A 15,520-nucleotide genomic window follows, 5' to 3' on the forward strand; every position below is an offset into this window, starting at 1 on the left:
CGAAGATCGGGGGCGCCGGATCACGATGTGATCGCAGGCGCCTGAATGTGGGGGAGGGTGAGCTATTTCGCCGATGCGCGCCGAGGCTTGGCCGGCGGCTTGCCGGCCATCAGATCCCGCAGCAGTTTGACGGGATCGGCTCCAATAGCACGTATGATCGCAACGAACTCGATGACGTCGATTCGGCGCTCGCCGCCCTCGTATTTGGCGACAAAGGATTGGGGACGCTTGAGGCGGCGTGCCAGCTCATGCTGGGTCAAGCCGGCCTGCTTGCGGGCGGCCACCATCAGGGCGCAGAAGGTGGCCTGGTCTGAGGAGTGGACGGTCTTGCCGATCCCGCGGGCGGAAATGGTCATCGCCCGGGCAAGCTGATCCCGAGACGGGATTATCCCAAAAAAGGATAATATTAACTCTGACCTGCTGTTCTGGGTCGGGACGCCCCTGATCTGCTGGCTATCTGAGCGTCACAGAGCGATGGCTTTGACAAGATCAACCATCGGAAAGGTACACAGAAGATGGCTCACCAGCAGAAAACGCCCTCTGATCGGGAAGAGGGGCGGTATGCGTCGCACTCAGGACCGGCTGCCGAAATAGCCGAAGGCGGAGCTGACAAGCGCCGTAAAAGAGAGAAGGCTGACGCGGCCGAACTACATGCATTGCTGTCGCGTCGCTTGACGGGCTATTCCGTCGAATGCGGACAAAATCTCCTCTATAAGATCGAGATTAACGTCGCCGGAAAACCGACGCATGAGGCAGAAAGCCTGCCGATGCGCGGCCAGCTTGCATTCCAGACCGATATTTTGGTCACGAAGGGGCCGACGCCGCTTGTGGCGATCGAATTGAAGTCGGGATCATTTTCGACCCACGACGTCATCACCTATTCGGCAAAGGCCCAGCGCCATAAACGGATCTATCCTTACCTGCGCTATGGTTTCATCGTGACGAGGTCGGCAGGGCTCGGTCGGCGCTTTGTCACGCATAATGAAGACTTCGACTTTGCGATGGCTTTGCGGGACGATGACCTCGATGAGGCTGCGCTTCTGGCTGTCATTCAACGACAGATTGAAAGCGCGGAACGTCTGATTTCCCTGACAAGCTCGCGTCGACTGAACCTTTGGTCTTATGAACAGGTGGTCGCCGTTGACCTCAAAGGAAGTTAAAGGACCCACTCGAGGCTCGCGTCATAGCCAAAGGCTTTGAATGCAAGCGCTTGGGTCATGCTGTCGACCTGATCGTCGTGCTTGCCTTGCGGAAACGAAAGAAGTTCTGCCTCGAGGTCAAGTAGAAATGGTGCATTTCGAGGAAAGTAGACGTTCCCCGCCTCGAATTTGGCCGCTTGAACGTAAAGCCGGGTGACTTTGTCGCGTTCGACCTGAATCGAATTCACCCGATATCGGCCGAGTTGTCGAAGCTCCTGTCCAAGCGCAATACCAGCTGACGTATCTTCGATGAGGATGGTCGTCGGATCGTATCGTTCGGCAAGGGCAAGTGCTGTCTGACGGAGCTTCGGGTATTCGAACCGGCCTCGTGTCACGTCCAGAAGATAATAGTCTCGTTTATCGACGACAAGCCACGTCGTGCAAACAGACCAGCTGTTTGCCGCGCCCTCCTTGCCGGCACAATCCCAGCTTTGGATTATCCGCATTCGGCTCGTTCGTTCAGGCGGCGTATCGTAGTAGCGCAGCCATTGCCGGCGAATCATAGCTCCTCCGCTGGGTACGGGGGCTTGCTGATACTGCGCCTGAAACAGCTCTGAGCCCATCTCTCGACGAAGCCTATTGAGAGTTCTGAGAGACTCATATTCGGGATGGAGCGCTTCGCCGACTTTACGAATATGGAATTTGTCGTTTCCGATCTGAATACGCTCGTCGGTCTCTGCAATGGCAGGAAGGCTGAGAACGGTCCAGTCGTCGGAATTCTCAAGAACATAGCCGGTGAGATCATTCAGATGGACGCGTTGCATGACGACAATGATCGCTCCACGTTCTTTATTGTCCAACCGGGACAACAAGCTGTTGGAAAACCATTGGTTGGCCTGATCGCGGAGTGCTTGTGACTGCGCATCTGTTGCCTTCTGGGGATCGTCGATGATGATGAGATCGCCGCCCAATCCTGTCAGCGTGCCACCAACAGAAGTGGTCTTGCGGAATCCGCGGAGCGTCGTGTGGATATCTGAATCGGAAACGCGCGAAATCTGAGTTCCAGAAAAGGCCCAACGATACCAATTCGATTGCATCACCGCCCGGCAATCGCCGGCATGCTTTGCAGCCAACTCCGCACCATAGCTGAGGCAAATAATGCGTCGCCTCGGATCCTGCCCCAACAGAAAAGCGGAGAACGCAACCGATGCCATGATCGATTTGAGATACCGAGGCGGAAGATTGATGATAAGGCGATTGATCTCGCCGCGCCTGATGCGCTCTAACTGGTAAACAATTGCATCAATATGCCAGTTCGGCACAAATTGGGCCCCAGGATTCACCACCAACACACAGCGATGCAAAAAGCTCTTGAGATCACTGCGGAGCAGGGCGTTGAAAATATCCCGCTCGTTCATGACGGCTCGCCCTCCTCATCCGACTTCTTGGGCATGAATTGCTTGAGAAAGCTGGTCAGGACAATCTGGTCGTCTTCATGCAGATCCTTATCTGCCGGTGAGTGTTGTGAGCTGAGCGCAGATTGCCGATTGAACAAAAGCGTTGCCGCTTTGTAATCGCCTTTGAGCGAATTTTCAGCGAGGCGATGATAAATCGCTTCTCTGACCGTGATTGTGCGCCGAAGACCGTTCTGCCGAGCGGGTATTTTGCGCGACATGATTTCATTTAGGATGGTTGCATCATTTTTACTGCCTTTGGGGCGTCCCTTGGGATTCCCGCTTTGGCCGGGCTGGAATTGATGGCTTCGGGGAGGTTTGCCAAACCCGACATCGTTAGAAGGAGACGAATTCAGCCTGACGCGCTTGATTTTTCGTGATTCATCCGACATCGTTTTGTTCTCCTCTAGCGACCATCGATACGATCGACGGCGACTTCACCGAATGTCTGTCCGGTGCCATCGAGGATCGCGTCTTGCCCTGTAAAATCCTGCCAACGACGAATGGTAACGTCGACGTAGGTGGGATCAATCTCAAGGCCAAAGCCCCGTCGGCCCACGCGCTCAGCCGCGAGGATCGTCGTGCCGGAACCCATAAAGGGATCAAGAATAATGTCGCCACGTCGTGAGCAGTCGCGCATCGCATCGGCCACCAGTGCAACAGGTTTGACCGTCGGATGAAGTAAGGATTCATTGCGACGGCCCGTCCCAAAAGTATTGACGCTTGGATAAGTCCAAACATTTGACCGGTTACGGCCGTGGCGCCCGAGTTCGATATTGTTCTGGTGAGCTGCGTCTCCATTGATGAAAGGAAAGATCAATTCGTGCTGCGAGCGATAAAAGCTGCCTTGGCCGGCGTTGGTCTTCGCCCAGACAATGAGATTCTTGAGCTGATGGTAGGCCGCTTTGCCGGCGGCATTTACTTCTTCCATGTGACGCCAATCCATGCATATGAAGTGTACCGAGCCATTGGTTGAGAACCGAGCACAATGATGCATCCAGCGCTTTAGGAAGGTTTCGAACTGTTCTGAAGACATCTCTCCTGACGCGAAGGAGAACTCACGGTATTTGGTTTTGCCGCGTCCCACCGTCTCACCAATTCGAACGTTATACGGCGGATCGGTGAAGACCATTGCTGCGTATGACGACGGTAGAAGTCTCCGGTAGCTCGCCTTGATGCGGGCATCAGCGCACATTATTCGATGCTCGCCTAAGCGCCACAAGTCGTTCAACCTACTTGTGGCCTTCGGAAGCGGGGGCGGACAGGCATCAGCGGGATCACTCTCCTGATCGATGAAATCATTAAAAAGCGCATCGATCACTGGCGTTGAGAAGCCGGTGATCTCAAGATCGAGATTCATTTCGGGGAGAAGACCCGAAAGTTCGCTCATTTCATGAGCAAGGGCCTTCCGGTCCCAACCGGCGTTCTCTGCAATTTTATTCTCAGCCAACATCAACACGCGCTTCTGAACTTCGTTGAGTCCGCTAAGGACAATGACAGGAATTTTCTTCAGCCCAAGTTCTTGGGCTGCAAGGCAACGACCGTGTCCTGCAAGGAGAACAAAGTTTTCGTCGACCAGTACTGGAGAGGTCCAACCGTGCAGCGAAATGCTGCGTGCGATCTGTTTAACTTGTTTTTTCGAATGCGTACGCGCGTTGCGCGGGTTCGGCTTCACAGCGCAAACCCTAACCCATTGAATCTCAGGCATGGCTTCTCTCCCATCGGCGCTCTGCGACAGACACAGAAAATCGCCGGCGTTAGCCGTTAGAAATTTCAGAGAGAATGGCTCCCAGAGCCTGTCCAGCTATTCAGCTAAGGCCATTATTCCATGAATGGCCAACCTCGCTGCTCTACCGACGCTATTCCTGCGCGGCCAGGAATCGCCCAGCTAGGTCCGGCGATTCTAGTGAGAGCATATGCAAGATTAGTCTTGAGCCGTAGGGTCGTCAACTTGGTAAAAGCAGATGATCGAGTGTCCGATATTCATCGATCGAAGCATAAGCGGCGGTATCGGCGATTCCTTGGAAAGGCGACGACAAGCCGACATCTGAATTTTTCTCAGTGCGGACATTTAGCTTTGCTGCTGCATACTTAGTTCGCAAATTAGGCGTTATGGAATGCGCGCCGTCATCGCGGTTGAACTTGAGGTTTCGACGATCTGGTTTTCGAGGTTTTGCCCAAATTTTCCCAAGGGCAAAGCGGAGGTGGTGCGTTTGGTTGTAGCTCATTCGCGGCGTGGTGATTAGGCATATCGCCAATGGCAAGCACCCGCGATTGACTTACGCGGCTCAACGTCGTCATCGGCCGGTCCTGCCGCTTTATCGTTACGAAAGGCGTCTCAAAATCGGCTGTTCCGAGCTTCGAGGGTTTTGACGGAGTTTTCAAACGCTCTTTTCAGAATGTGCCTGCCGATCGTCCCGAGGACAAAACCGAGTACCCATCCCCTTAAATTCTTGCCCTCGCGAACAACGGCTAAGTCGATGTCAGTCTTGCCATCAGTCCGGCGTGTGAAGGTATAGGTATGGCCCGACGCACCGCCCCATACATTGGAATCGGTCGTCGTGAGAACGACACGGCTGGGATCGGACCAATCGTAGTGCAGGCGTTCCCAGATGCCGCCCGAGCCTTCCGTGACATCTGCATGGGATCCGCTCCTGTGATGAACCTTGAGATACTCGTCGGCGCTGTTACCAAACAGCTTCGAGCGGCCCGGTCCGAAGTCAATGAGACCGCTAACGTACTGTTCGGGTGTTAAGGTGGTTGTCTGATGGAGATAGATCGTGGACATGCTGAACTCCTGGATAACCTGCCGTTCAAAGCCGGCAGCGGGATTGAACTTTCATGATGTCGAAGGCTCTCAGCTTCGTCCCTCAACGCAGTGGCGGACTGTCGATGGTACGGACTGCGGTTGGATCGATGGGCTCAATTTAGCAACCATTGGATTGCTCCTTTTGGTTGGCGGTTGTGCGATGATTCTTGGCGCTCAGTGAGCCCCGCCCACTGCCGTACTTTTCGGCTTGCCGGTCAGGAGCAGGGCAACGCCGGCGATCACCAGCACGATTCCGATCACGGCGAACGTATCGCTGAAGCCCATCACGAGCGCCTGTTGTTTGACGGTTCTGTCCAGAGCGACGATGGCTTGGTGGCGAGCGCCAGCCGGATCGGTCATGCCATGTGCCATGAAGTAGTCCGTTATCGCTGAAATCCGCTCGCGCACTTCTTCGCGACCGAGGTGGACGCTCTGGCCTATGATATTGGAATGGAATTGCTCGCGCTTGGTCACGATGGTAGCCAGTACGGCCGTCCCGACGGCACCACCGAGATTGCGCATCATGTTGGAGATGCCGGAGGCAGCCGGTGCATCCTGCGGGGCCACGCTTCCGAGTGAAATCGAGCTCAGCGGCGTCAGCAACAAAGCCTGGCCGATAGCGCGGACGATGTTGGGGATCAGGAACTGGTCGCCGGAATAATTCAGCGACATCGTTGTGTTCATGAAGGAACTCGCGGCAAAGAGGGCTGTTCCGGCGAAAGCGATCAGCCGGATGTCGAGGCGCTGCATGAGTTTTGGCACCAGTGGAATGAGCAACAGCTGCGGCAGCCCTGTCCAGGCTAGCACGGTGCCGATCTGCTCGGCGTTGTAATGCTGCACTTGGCCGAGATAGGCCGGCAGCAGATAGATCGAGCCGAACAACGCAAAGCCGATACAGACGCCTGCGATGGTGCCAAGGCCGAAGCTGCGCTGGGTCAGGAGGCGCAGGCGCAGCAACGGCTTTTCGATCAGCAACTCGTTCGCCACGAAGAGTGTCAGGCTGGCGGCAGCAATGATCGACAGCTTCATGATGAAAGGGGAGCCGAACCAGTCGTTCTTGTTGCCTTCCTCCAACACTGCCTGCAGGGCGGATAGACCGACTGCCATGGTCGCGATTCCGAACCAGTCGCCTTCACGAAGAAGGCCGAGGTTCAGCGGCTGCCGTTCAAGAGTGAAATAGAGCGCAGTAACCATCATCGCTGTCGGCACGACGTTGACAAAAAAGATGGTCTGCCAGCCGTAGTTCTCGGTGAGATAGCCACCGATGGTAGGGCCGATCGCGGGTGCGAACGTCACTGCCAGCGAGAACATCGCAAGGCCGATCGGTTGCTTTGTTTTCGGCAGTTTGGTGAACACCAGCGTGAACGCCATCGGGATCAACACACCCCCGAAAAACCCCTGAAAGGCGCGGAATGTAATCATTGTCGGCAGGTTGGTGGCGAAGGCACAGGCAACCGAGAACACAGCGAACAGGCTCGCGAAGCTCAGCATGATGTTGCGAAAGGAAAATACCCGGCTGAGATAATCGGTGAGCGGGATCACCACGATCTCGCCGATCAAGTAGGAGGTCGATATCCAGGAGCCGTTATCGACGCCGGTACCAATGCCGCCCTCGATATTGAGCAGCGAGGCATTGGTGATCTGGATGTTGAGGATGGCCATGAATGCGCCGATCATGGCGGCGAGGATGGTGATCCATATAGCCGGGCTGACGTGGTCGTGGAGAGCAGTTGTCAGGACCGGTGTGGCCGCGTTGCGGGATGAGAACGTGGGGTTGGTGAGGACGAGGTTTGACATGGCATCACTCTGTTCACCTTTGCGACGCGAGCACGGAGCGAGCTTGGTGAGAAGCTTCCGCGGTGACGACTCTGGTTTGAATGCGCGGAATGACTGACATTCCTGGCCGTAGGTCTGTGGCTTCGCTGTCGAGGACAATTCTCACAGGGATGCGCTGCACGATCTTGGTGAAGTTGCCAGTGGCGTTGTCCGGCGGCAGCAGTGCAAATTCCTGACCGCTGGCCGGCGCGATACTGTCAACATGGCCGTGCACGACCCGGCCGGGAAACATGTCGACCTCGATTTCGACCGGCTGGCCGGCGCGCACCTGGCCGAGCTGGGTCTCCTTGAAGTTCGCAATGACATAGGCGCCTTTTGACGGTACCAGCGCCATCAACTGTGTTCCGGCCTGGACAAATTGGCCGACACGCAGAGTGCGATTGCCGATAACGCCATCAATCGGCGCGATGATGGTCGTATAGGAGAGATTGAGCTCGGCCTGACGCTGCAGCGCCTTGGCCCGCGCGTTGGCTGCGACGGCTTGCGCCAGCTCGGCGTTCAGCAGTTCGACCTGCTTTTGCGCGGATGCAAGGTTCGCCTTGTCGCGCTCGATCAGCGCAAGAGCTGTGTTGTCTCGCGCCTGTGCGTTCTGCGCATTCTGTACACTGCCAGAACCCGTAGCGGCGAGATCGGTGTAGCGTTTATTTTCCTGAGCGCTGAAAACGCGCGCCGCGATGTCGACACGAAGAGTTGCCTGAGCAGCATCGATGATAGCTTGCTGCACGTCGAGCTGCGCGTGTTTGCTGGCAACCGCGGCATCGGCCGCGGCGACATCGGCTTTGGCCTGGTCGAGCGCGACTCTGAAGTCCCGATCATCGATGTGCGCCAGCACCTGGCCGACCTTCACCTGCTGGTTGTCTCCGACGAGGACCTGGCTGAGATAACCCGAGACTTTCGGGGCGATCGCGGTGTTGTCGGCCTTCACATATGCGTCATCGGTTGAGACCTGGAAGCGGCTAACTGTCCAATAGTCCCAGCCATACCAGGAGGCAGCTGCCAGCAAAGCAACGGCGGCGCCGGCCAGAAGAGAGCGTTTCAAGCCGCCCTTTTGCAGCAGGCTGGGTGCCGGCTCTATGGCGTCGTTCGCCGGAGCGCGGAAAAGCACCCGGGACTCTCCGGCTTCAGCCGGAAGCTTGGGCTGGAGTAAGGGGACTTCTGCCGTTGCTGCCTGAGTGCCCATGGCGGGTCTCCATATTTTGGAAACTTGATATTTTCCAAAATAGACCACATACTCGGACAGTCAATAGAATGACAGACATTTTTCGAAAGCACGGCTGGTCGATGGTCATCACGAAAGCGAGAGCACCTACATCGAAAGCATTACGTGGTCGTGGGCGACCGCCGATACGGTCGGAGGAAGAGACGCGCGCAATCATTTTGCACGCGGCGCGGCGCGAATTCGCCCTAACTGGCTATTCAGCGACTGCTATGGAAAGTGTGGCGCGCAGCGCGGGGATATCCACGAAGACGCTGTATCGGCTAATCCCAAACAAGGCGGCGCTGTTCGAGGCCACGATCGCTGATCGCCTCGACCGGTTTGCCTCTATCGTGCGACTGAAGGCCTGCGAAGGCAATGACATTGAGGCTGCGTTGCGCGAGGCACTCGTGGTATGCGGCGAACTGATTCTGGACAAGGACGTGATCGCGCTTCAGCGCATGATCCTCGGCGAAAGCGAGAAATTCCCCGAGCTTGCGGAGACGTTCTACCGCGAAGCGATCAGGCGCACCGAGAGCACGCTGGCGAACTGGCTAAGGACGCAGGCAAATCGTGGCCTTATTGCAATCGATGATGCTGATATTGCCTCTGGAATGCTGCTTGGCATGCTCGCGTTCCAACCACAGCGGGCTGCACTGTTCGGTCGCGCCGAAGTGCCGGGCCGCAAGGAATTAGAGCGGCGTGCGCGCCTTTCTGCCGAATTGTTCGTGAAGGGCATTAGGCAAGGCCGTCAATAGTTTCCACTGCTGCTCGATCTACTTACAAGCGACAGCGGAATGCGGTTCAGGCCGCCACGGGTCTGGATAGCGTCTGTCAGTAGTGGAATCACCGTCGTTCTCCCAGCCGTGCTCAAGGCCGCGATACCGCGGCCTGAGTTGCCGAACTTCGCTCCAGCGAACGGCCGATTGCTCCGCACCGGCCTGTTCATGTCGCTTGTTTTAGCAAGGTGCTGTCGATTGGCATCTTGCGCAGCCGTTTGCCGGTTGCCGCAAAGACGGCGTTGGCGATAGCCGGAACGATTGCGGATGTTCCGTTCTCACCAAGCCCGCCCGGTGGTTCGGTACTCTTCACGAGATGCACCTCGATCACGGGCGCCTCATTCATGCGCATGATTTGATAGGTATCGAAGTTCGTCTGCTCAATGCGCCCATTTTTGAGCGTGATCTCGCCGTAGAGCGCGGCGGTCGCACCGAAGATGATCCCACCTTGGATCTGCGCTTGCGCGGTATCAGGATTGATGACGGTGCCGATATCGGCTGCACAGACCACGCGCCGGACGCGGATAGCTCCGGCGTTCGAGACTTCGACTTCAGCGATCTGCGCCATGCAACTGCCGAATACGTTTTGCAGAGAGACGCCACGCCCGACACGTTCCGGCAGCTTCTGTCCCCAGCCGGCCTTCTCAGCCGCCAGGTCGAGAACCGCTTTGGCGCGGGGCGATTTGTCGAGCAATGCCCGGCGAAATTCAACGGCGTCCTGCTTAGCGGCGACAGCCATTTCATCGATGAAACTTTCGGTGACGAACACGTTGTGCGACGGGCCGACGCTGCGCCAGAACGCGGTTGGTATACCCGGAGGCTCGATCCGCACAAATTCGACGTGGAAGTTGGGGAAGTCATAGACCAGATCGATCGCGCCTTCGGTCGAGTCGGGATCGAGACCGTCTTTGAAGGCCGGCGGCAACCATCGTGCGATCACCGAAGACCCGGCGAAGCGGTTGTTCCAGGCGATCGGCTTGCCATTGGCATCCAGCCCGGCGGAGAGGCGGTCAAACCAATAGGGCCGATACATATCGTGCTGGATATCTTCCTCGCGCGTCCACACGACCTTCACCGGACCATCGACATGCTTTGCGATCTCGACAGCGCGGACGGCGCCGTCTGCTTCCAGTCGCCGGCCGAAGCCGCCGCCAATCAGATGGTTGTGGACGATCACCTTCTCAGGTGGCAAGCCTGCAACTTGCGCAGCCATCGCTTGGACGCGCGCCACCGCCTGGCTGCCGATCCAGATCTCGCATGCGTCCTTGCGCAGGTGCACTGTGCAGTTCATCGGCTCCATTGTGGCGTGGGCGAGGAACGGGACCTGATAGGTCGCCTCGACCTTGGTGACGGCATCGGCCATCGCCTTCTCGGCGTTGCCAAGGTTTTGCGCCACGGCTCCTGAATGAAGCGTCGCCTGCTTCAGTTCGTGGGCGACGTCCTGTGTAGAGAGCCGCGCATGGGGGCCTTCATCCCATTCGATCTTGAGGGCTGCGAGTCCCTTTTTGGCCGCTCCCATGTGATCGGCGACGACGGCGACGGTATCGTCGAGTTTGACGATCTGGCGCACGCCTTTGACTGCTTTGGCGGCCGTATCGTCGAGGCTTTTCACGCGACCGCCGAAGACGGGCGATTGCGCAAGGGCTGCGATCTTGACCCCCGGCGGGCGAGCATCGATGCCGTAGAGCGCGGTCCCATTGACCTTGCCGGGAGCATCAAGCCGTTTGGCCGACGTCCCAATCAGCTTGAAATCGGCTGGCGCCTTGAGTGTTATGCTTTGCGGGACAGGAATCTCCGCCGCTTCTGCGGCAAGCTCTCCGTATTTTAGATGTCGGCCGGTGGACGGGTGGCTCACCACGCCATCTTGTGTGTCGCAAGACTCGGGATCGACGCCCCAGCGCTTGGCTGCCGCCGCGACCAGCATCGCTCTTGCGGTTGCTCCGGCCTCCCGCAGCGGCTTCCACGCGCCGCGCATCGCATTCGAGTTACCGGTCGCTTGCACACCCAACAGCGGGTTGGCATAGAGCTTTTCGTTCGGGGGCGCGTGCTCAAGGTGCACCTGCTTCAAGCTCACCTCGAGCTCTTCGGCAATCAGCATCGGAACCGAGGTGTAGGTGCCTTGACCCATTTCGACATACGGCATCGTCAGGACGATCCGATCGTCGCTCCCAATGCGGATGAAGGCGTTCGGTGCAAAACTGTTCGAATTCGCGGCGTTGCTGCGATCCATCGGCAGAGTAAGACTCAATATTAGTCCACCGCCGAGGGCAGCGCCGGCAGTCAAGAAAGTGCGTCGCGTCAGGTCGGTGTTGTCAGAGCGAGAAACGTTGCGATCGAGAATCATGATGGGCTCCCCCTCACTTGTTGCCCTGTGCGGCAAGCTTGATTGCTTCGCGAATCCGGACATACGTCCCGCAACGGCAAATGTTGCCGCTCATCGCCTCATCGATGTCGGCGTCGGTTGGATGAGGTTTTCTGGCGAGCAACGCCGAGGCCGACATGATCTGTCCGGACTGGCAATAGCCGCACTGCACGACCTCACGGTCGAGCCATGCCTTTTGGATCTTCGCGCCGGCCGCTGTCGCGCCGATTGCCTCGATGGTCGTCACCTCCGACTTGCCGATGCTCTCGATTGCTGTCTGGCACGAACGCGTGGCGACGCCGTCGATATGCACCGTGCACGCGCCGCAGAGCGCCATGCCGCAACCGAATTTTGTGCCGGTCATACCGAGTACGTCGCGCAGAACCCAGAGCAACGGCGTATCACCGTCGACATCGAGATTGTGGGTCTTTCCATTGACTTTAATGGTAAAGGCCATGATGCCTCCTCCCTTGGTTTAGCCCCGCACGACGGGCAGCCGCGCGTGAGAAATTTGGTCGTCAGGTTGGTGCGACGAGCTGGCGCCGGCCATCAAGGCCGATGTCGCCTGGATGAATTTGCATGCCTCCGGCGGCTGGAAGTTGTAGCAATCGCTTCAGCGACGATCCTCCTTCGGCGCGAGCTGGTACTTGGGTGCTCTGGCCAATTTTCTGCTGTGCCGCCCGCTGGCGAAGCTGTGAAGCGGCGACCGCACCAATCCCATAGCACGCGCCGTGCCAGCAAACACGACGCGCCGTACTGGCGACCGCTGCTGCTGTTTTTCATGGTCCACTCAATTTAGCGTCGCTGTCCCCGCCTGCAAGCGTTACCGCCGCGCTCATCGCTTGCCATAGTCTGTGAAGACGGAATCCTTCGCCGCGACGATCGTGTGCCACGCATGGCCGCAATCGGTGCCGGTGAAGCCCGGCCTGAATGTGTCGGAAGCGGTGTCTTGGTCGGTCGCCGCACGGGCTGCCACCGCCACCGCAGAACGATCATTTGTCAGCATAGGTCGGGGTCGTTTACGGAGCAACAGCACGCAAACGCATGTTTCTCGGCCGTCGGGCCAACGAAGTGTAACAACGTCTAATGGGCATTTTCGGGAGCTTTGAGGAAGTATTGCTACGCCCCAACGCTAAATGGTGTACCCGTTTGTCATGGGCCATAACGATTCAAGCTCAGAAGGTGATCCCGGCCATGAAGTTTGACGCGGTCACTATCCCCATTCCGATGTCTATCGTGCCAAGGAGCAAAATGGCGGCCAATTGTCGTCGTAGGTTCGCTGCAACTTCATTCCCCTCGGGACCGTTTGACGCCGCCGCGTTGCAACTATGTACTGGTGACCGTGATGAGCAATCGCATTCTCGTCTTTTACGGGTCCTATCGGTCCGATCGGATGGGCATCCGACTCGCGCATTTTGTGGTTGAGCGGCTGCGGCTTCGGGGCGACGATGTTGAATTGATCGATGCAAAAGCAGTCGATCTTCCGATGCTCGACAGGATGTACAAGGAATACCCAAAGGGCAAAGCGCCTAAGCGCCTCGAGCAGTTGGCCGACAAGATCCGTGATGCCGACGGGTTCGTATTCGTCACCGGCGAATATAACTGGGGCATTCAACCTGGGCTAAAAAATCTCACGGATCATTTTCTGGAGGAGTGGTTTTGGCGGCCTGCTGCCATCGTGAGTTACTCGGCCGGCCGCTTATCCGGTGCGCGCGCTGCCACTGCCTGGCATGGTACGCTTTCCGAGATGGGGATGGTGGTAATCTCCAGCACGATCGCTGTTGGTTCCATTGGACAAGCTTTGTCAGCAGAAGGTGGTCCGATCGGTGAGAGCGGCAAGGCGCTCGAGCACGTGTTTCCGCGTTTTGCCGACGATCTCTTGTGGTGGATCGAGGCCGCCAAGATGCAGAGACAGCGTAAGGCGCCGCCTTATTGATAGGAATCGAACATTTTGTTCGTGCGCCGCAATCGTTCTGAAGCGCACGGACCGTCAGTAGATGATGATGGCGCCACTGCATTCTTCCGCTAGCAGGAAGAATGTCTGCCGACGAACGCGCATTCAATCTCTCCCAAATATCGCTAATCGTTGAGGGCATTCGAGTTGATTGATCAACTCACCATCTCTGAGCGCTGTCGCGCCAAGATCGTAGGGAGCTAAGACAATGGGAACGAATTCCAAGGGCACGGCCCTCATCACCGGCGCATCCGCTGGCATCGGCGCTATCTATGCCGACCGCCTGGCCCGCCGGGGGTACGATTTGGTTCTGGTTGCCCGCAACCAGTCGCGTCTGTCCGGTTTGGCCAGGCGGCTGGAAAGCTCGACTGGTCGATCCGTCGACACTGTCGCGGCCGACCTCAACGACAAGACGGATCTGGCGAAGGTCGAAGCCATTCTGCGCCAGAATGCTGATGTCACGCTGCTGGTCAACAATGCGGGTGTTGGGGCTACGGCGCTGCTGCTCAACGCCGACGTCGAGAAGATGGACGACATGATCCAACTCAATGTCGGCGCCCTGACCCGACTGACCTATGCGGCAGCTCCAGGCTTCGTCGCGCGCGGCGCGGGCACAATCATCAACATCTCGTCGATCGCTGCGATCTCTCCCGAAACGCTCAATGGTGTCTATGGCGGAAGCAAAGCGTTCGTGCTGGCTTTCTCGCTCTCGCTGCATTACGAACTCGCCGAAAAGGGCGTGCGCATCCAGGCCGTCCTGCCCGGCGCAACCGCGACGGACTTCTGGGACGTCGCCGGCCTGCCGGTCCACCATCTGCCGGCTGCGATCGTGATGTCCGCTGACGATATGGTCGACGCTGCGTTGTCTGGTCTCGACCAGGGCGAAGTCGTCACGATCCCGTCGCTCGCCGACAAGGCCGACTGGGATCGGTACGAATCCGCGCGCCGCGCCATGTCCAGCAAACTTTCCAGCGCTATTCCAGCTTCCCGGTACAACATCTCGACGTCAAGGGTTGCGGCAATGTCAACGTAACGGACCGCCTGCATTAAGGCTTGTTCGGAGCAAGCCGGCGACAGGACGTCAAGGCGGCGCATTGGACCCCATCCAATGCGCCGACAATCAAGGGTCGGAAGAGCTGTGCAGTTTGTTTCCGAGAAATGGCAGCGCTCGAGCGGTGCAGACTTATTCTGGCGGCTGACTTGCCGCTTGGAGGCAAAAGCCATGAACGAGTTGCTGACGAAGGTCCTTGCTGCTCATGGTAGTCTGGAGCGCTGGCGCTCATACAATAAGGTTGAGGCCACCATTGTCAGTGGCGGCGGTTTCTTTGGCCTGAAGGGCGTCCTACAGGACGCAAATCCGCGCCGCATGGCCGTGTGGCTGCACGAGCAGCGATCCTCCGTCACGCCCTATGGCGCCTCAGATCAGTGCACTATGTTCACTCCGGACCGGATTGCCATCGAGAAGCTCGACGGCACTGTCGTCGCGGAGCGACTTGCGCCCAGGGATTCGTTTGCCGGGCACCAGATGCATACACCCTGGGACCCTCTGCACCGCGCCTATTTCAATGGCGAAGCTCTGTGGACCTATCTCACGACGCCTTTCGCTTTTGCAATGGACGGCTTCCACATCGAGGAGACCGCGCCATGGCAGGAAGGAAAAGAAACTTGGCGGGTGTTGCGTGTATATTTCCCCGGTTCGATCGAGACACATTGCCAGATTCAGGATTTCTTCTTCGACGAGCGGTTCGAGCTCCGCCGCCATGACTACAGCGTCAATATCGCTGGTGGTTTCCTCGCGGCGCAACTGATGCTGGAGTATACCGAGGCAAACGGCATCCGCTTGCCAGGCAAGCGGCGGGCTTATGCGCGCGGTCCAGACCGGCGTCCGATCATGGACATGCTCATGGTATCGATCGACATCAGCGACGTTGCATTCACTTAGACGACGGGGTGGGGAGACCGGGCTCAGGGGCATGACTAGCCCGGGTTTAC

At 57.7% G+C, this 15,520-nt stretch carries 16 protein-coding genes; 5 read left to right on the forward strand and 11 right to left on the reverse strand.

Going from position 1 to position 15,520, the window contains the following annotated elements:
- Nucleotides 1-62: 62 nt before the first annotated feature.
- The gene (locus tag ACZ5IL_RS04140) at nucleotides 63-356 is read right to left on the reverse strand and encodes a helix-turn-helix domain-containing protein (RefSeq protein ID WP_464595333.1); all 294 of its coding nucleotides are present in this window, start codon (nucleotides 354-356) and stop codon (nucleotides 63-65) included.
- 159 nt (nucleotides 357-515) lie between these two features.
- On the opposite strand from ACZ5IL_RS04140, the gene ACZ5IL_RS04145 reads away from it, so the two are divergent.
- Nucleotides 516-1,160, forward strand: coding sequence for a hypothetical protein (locus tag ACZ5IL_RS04145; protein WP_464595335.1), 645 nt, complete (start codon nucleotides 516-518; stop codon nucleotides 1,158-1,160).
- On the opposite strand, the gene terL is transcribed toward ACZ5IL_RS04145, so the two are convergent.
- From terL to ACZ5IL_RS04180, 7 genes are all read right to left on the reverse strand, one after another.
- Nucleotides 1,157-2,557: a phage terminase large subunit gene (gene terL, locus ACZ5IL_RS04150; protein ID WP_464595336.1), complete on the reverse strand. Its 1,401-nt coding sequence runs from the start codon at nucleotides 2,555-2,557 to the stop codon at nucleotides 1,157-1,159. The two genes, ACZ5IL_RS04145 and terL, sit on opposite strands and share 4 nt — an antisense overlap.
- Nucleotides 2,554-2,985, reverse strand: a complete 432-nt coding sequence (locus ACZ5IL_RS04155) for a DUF5681 domain-containing protein (protein ID WP_464595338.1) — start codon at nucleotides 2,983-2,985, stop codon at nucleotides 2,554-2,556. Before ACZ5IL_RS04155 ends, terL begins: the two co-directional genes overlap by 4 nt.
- A 14-nt stretch (nucleotides 2,986-2,999) precedes the next feature.
- On the reverse strand, nucleotides 3,000-4,301 hold the full coding sequence (locus ACZ5IL_RS04160; protein ID WP_464595340.1) for a site-specific DNA-methyltransferase: 1,302 nt from the start codon (nucleotides 4,299-4,301) through the stop codon (nucleotides 3,000-3,002).
- Between the two features lie 238 nt (nucleotides 4,302-4,539).
- Nucleotides 4,540-4,821, reverse strand: coding sequence for a hypothetical protein (locus tag ACZ5IL_RS04165; protein ID WP_464595342.1), 282 nt, complete (start codon nucleotides 4,819-4,821; stop codon nucleotides 4,540-4,542).
- Nucleotides 4,822-4,931: 110 nt separating this feature from the next.
- Nucleotides 4,932-5,381, reverse strand: coding sequence for a hypothetical protein (locus tag ACZ5IL_RS04170; protein ID WP_464595343.1), 450 nt, complete (start codon nucleotides 5,379-5,381; stop codon nucleotides 4,932-4,934).
- 195 nt (nucleotides 5,382-5,576) lie between these two features.
- Nucleotides 5,577-7,199, reverse strand: coding sequence for an MDR family MFS transporter (locus ACZ5IL_RS04175; RefSeq protein ID WP_464595345.1), 1,623 nt, complete (start codon nucleotides 7,197-7,199; stop codon nucleotides 5,577-5,579).
- 13 nt (nucleotides 7,200-7,212) lie between these two features.
- Entirely contained in the window at nucleotides 7,213-8,418 is a 1,206-nt protein-coding gene (locus ACZ5IL_RS04180; RefSeq protein WP_464595346.1) for an HlyD family secretion protein, read from the reverse strand.
- 68 nt (nucleotides 8,419-8,486) lie between these two features.
- On the opposite strand from ACZ5IL_RS04180, the gene ACZ5IL_RS04185 reads away from it, so the two are divergent.
- Nucleotides 8,487-9,191, forward strand: coding sequence for a TetR/AcrR family transcriptional regulator (locus ACZ5IL_RS04185; RefSeq protein ID WP_464595347.1), 705 nt, complete (start codon nucleotides 8,487-8,489; stop codon nucleotides 9,189-9,191).
- Between the two features lie 187 nt (nucleotides 9,192-9,378).
- On the opposite strand, the gene ACZ5IL_RS04190 is transcribed toward ACZ5IL_RS04185, so the two are convergent.
- The 3 genes from ACZ5IL_RS04190 to ACZ5IL_RS04200 all read right to left on the reverse strand — a co-directional run bounded on the left by ACZ5IL_RS04190 (nucleotide 9,379) and on the right by ACZ5IL_RS04200 (nucleotide 12,580).
- On the reverse strand, nucleotides 9,379-11,556 hold the full coding sequence (locus ACZ5IL_RS04190) for a xanthine dehydrogenase family protein molybdopterin-binding subunit (protein WP_464595348.1): 2,178 nt from the start codon (nucleotides 11,554-11,556) through the stop codon (nucleotides 9,379-9,381).
- Nucleotides 11,557-11,569: 13 nt separating this feature from the next.
- Nucleotides 11,570-12,031 carry a (2Fe-2S)-binding protein gene (locus ACZ5IL_RS04195; RefSeq protein WP_464595350.1) on the reverse strand — a complete coding sequence of 154 codons (462 nt, stop codon included), beginning with the start codon at nucleotides 12,029-12,031 and terminating at the stop codon, nucleotides 11,570-11,572.
- A 378-nt stretch (nucleotides 12,032-12,409) separates the two neighbouring features.
- A complete protein-coding gene (locus ACZ5IL_RS04200; protein ID WP_464595351.1) occupies nucleotides 12,410-12,580 on the reverse strand; it encodes a hypothetical protein in 171 nt (56 codons plus the stop codon).
- Between the two features lie 339 nt (nucleotides 12,581-12,919).
- Here ACZ5IL_RS04200 and ACZ5IL_RS04205 point away from each other — a divergent pair, with 339 nt between their 5' ends.
- The 3 genes from ACZ5IL_RS04205 to ACZ5IL_RS04215 all read left to right on the forward strand — a co-directional run bounded on the left by ACZ5IL_RS04205 (nucleotide 12,920) and on the right by ACZ5IL_RS04215 (nucleotide 15,470).
- Nucleotides 12,920-13,510: an NADPH-dependent FMN reductase gene (locus ACZ5IL_RS04205; protein ID WP_464595352.1), complete on the forward strand. Its 591-nt coding sequence runs from the start codon at nucleotides 12,920-12,922 to the stop codon at nucleotides 13,508-13,510.
- A 226-nt stretch (nucleotides 13,511-13,736) separates the two neighbouring features.
- The gene (locus ACZ5IL_RS04210; protein ID WP_464595353.1) at nucleotides 13,737-14,561 is read left to right on the forward strand and encodes an SDR family NAD(P)-dependent oxidoreductase; all 825 of its coding nucleotides are present in this window, start codon (nucleotides 13,737-13,739) and stop codon (nucleotides 14,559-14,561) included.
- Between the two features lie 189 nt (nucleotides 14,562-14,750).
- A complete protein-coding gene (locus tag ACZ5IL_RS04215) occupies nucleotides 14,751-15,470 on the forward strand; it encodes a hypothetical protein (protein WP_464595355.1) in 720 nt (239 codons plus the stop codon).
- Nucleotides 15,471-15,520: the final 50 nt, after the last annotated feature.

The sequence above is a fragment of the Nitrobacter sp. CN101 genome, from assembly GCF_055390255.1.

Bases quoted from the DNA above. Each gene is read 5' to 3' on its own strand.
- ACZ5IL_RS04175 (WP_464595345.1), bottom strand. From the start codon at position 7,199: ATGTCAAACCTCGTCCTCACCAACCCCACGTTCTCATCCCGCAACGCG.
- ACZ5IL_RS04205 (WP_464595352.1), top strand. From the start codon at position 12,920: ATGAGCAATCGCATTCTCGTCTTTTACGGGTCCTATCGGTCCGATCGG.
- ACZ5IL_RS04155 (WP_464595338.1), bottom strand. From the start codon at position 2,985: ATGTCGGATGAATCACGAAAAATCAAGCGCGTCAGGCTGAATTCGTCT.
- terL (WP_464595336.1), bottom strand. From the start codon at position 2,557: ATGAACGAGCGGGATATTTTCAACGCCCTGCTCCGCAGTGATCTCAAG.
- ACZ5IL_RS04180 (WP_464595346.1), bottom strand. From the start codon at position 8,418: ATGGGCACTCAGGCAGCAACGGCAGAAGTCCCCTTACTCCAGCCCAAG.
- ACZ5IL_RS04215 (WP_464595355.1), top strand. From the start codon at position 14,751: ATGAACGAGTTGCTGACGAAGGTCCTTGCTGCTCATGGTAGTCTGGAG.
- ACZ5IL_RS04145 (WP_464595335.1), top strand. From the start codon at position 516: ATGGCTCACCAGCAGAAAACGCCCTCTGATCGGGAAGAGGGGCGGTAT.
- ACZ5IL_RS04185 (WP_464595347.1), top strand. From the start codon at position 8,487: ATGACAGACATTTTTCGAAAGCACGGCTGGTCGATGGTCATCACGAAA.
- ACZ5IL_RS04170 (WP_464595343.1), bottom strand. From the start codon at position 5,381: ATGTCCACGATCTATCTCCATCAGACAACCACCTTAACACCCGAACAG.
- ACZ5IL_RS04200 (WP_464595351.1), bottom strand. From the start codon at position 12,580: ATGCTGACAAATGATCGTTCTGCGGTGGCGGTGGCAGCCCGTGCGGCG.
- ACZ5IL_RS04190 (WP_464595348.1), bottom strand. From the start codon at position 11,556: ATGATTCTCGATCGCAACGTTTCTCGCTCTGACAACACCGACCTGACG.
- ACZ5IL_RS04195 (WP_464595350.1), bottom strand. From the start codon at position 12,031: ATGGCCTTTACCATTAAAGTCAATGGAAAGACCCACAATCTCGATGTC.
- ACZ5IL_RS04165 (WP_464595342.1), bottom strand. From the start codon at position 4,821: ATGAGCTACAACCAAACGCACCACCTCCGCTTTGCCCTTGGGAAAATT.
- ACZ5IL_RS04140 (WP_464595333.1), bottom strand. From the start codon at position 356: ATGACCATTTCCGCCCGCGGGATCGGCAAGACCGTCCACTCCTCAGAC.
- ACZ5IL_RS04160 (WP_464595340.1), bottom strand. From the start codon at position 4,301: ATGCCTGAGATTCAATGGGTTAGGGTTTGCGCTGTGAAGCCGAACCCG.
- ACZ5IL_RS04210 (WP_464595353.1), top strand. From the start codon at position 13,737: ATGGGAACGAATTCCAAGGGCACGGCCCTCATCACCGGCGCATCCGCT.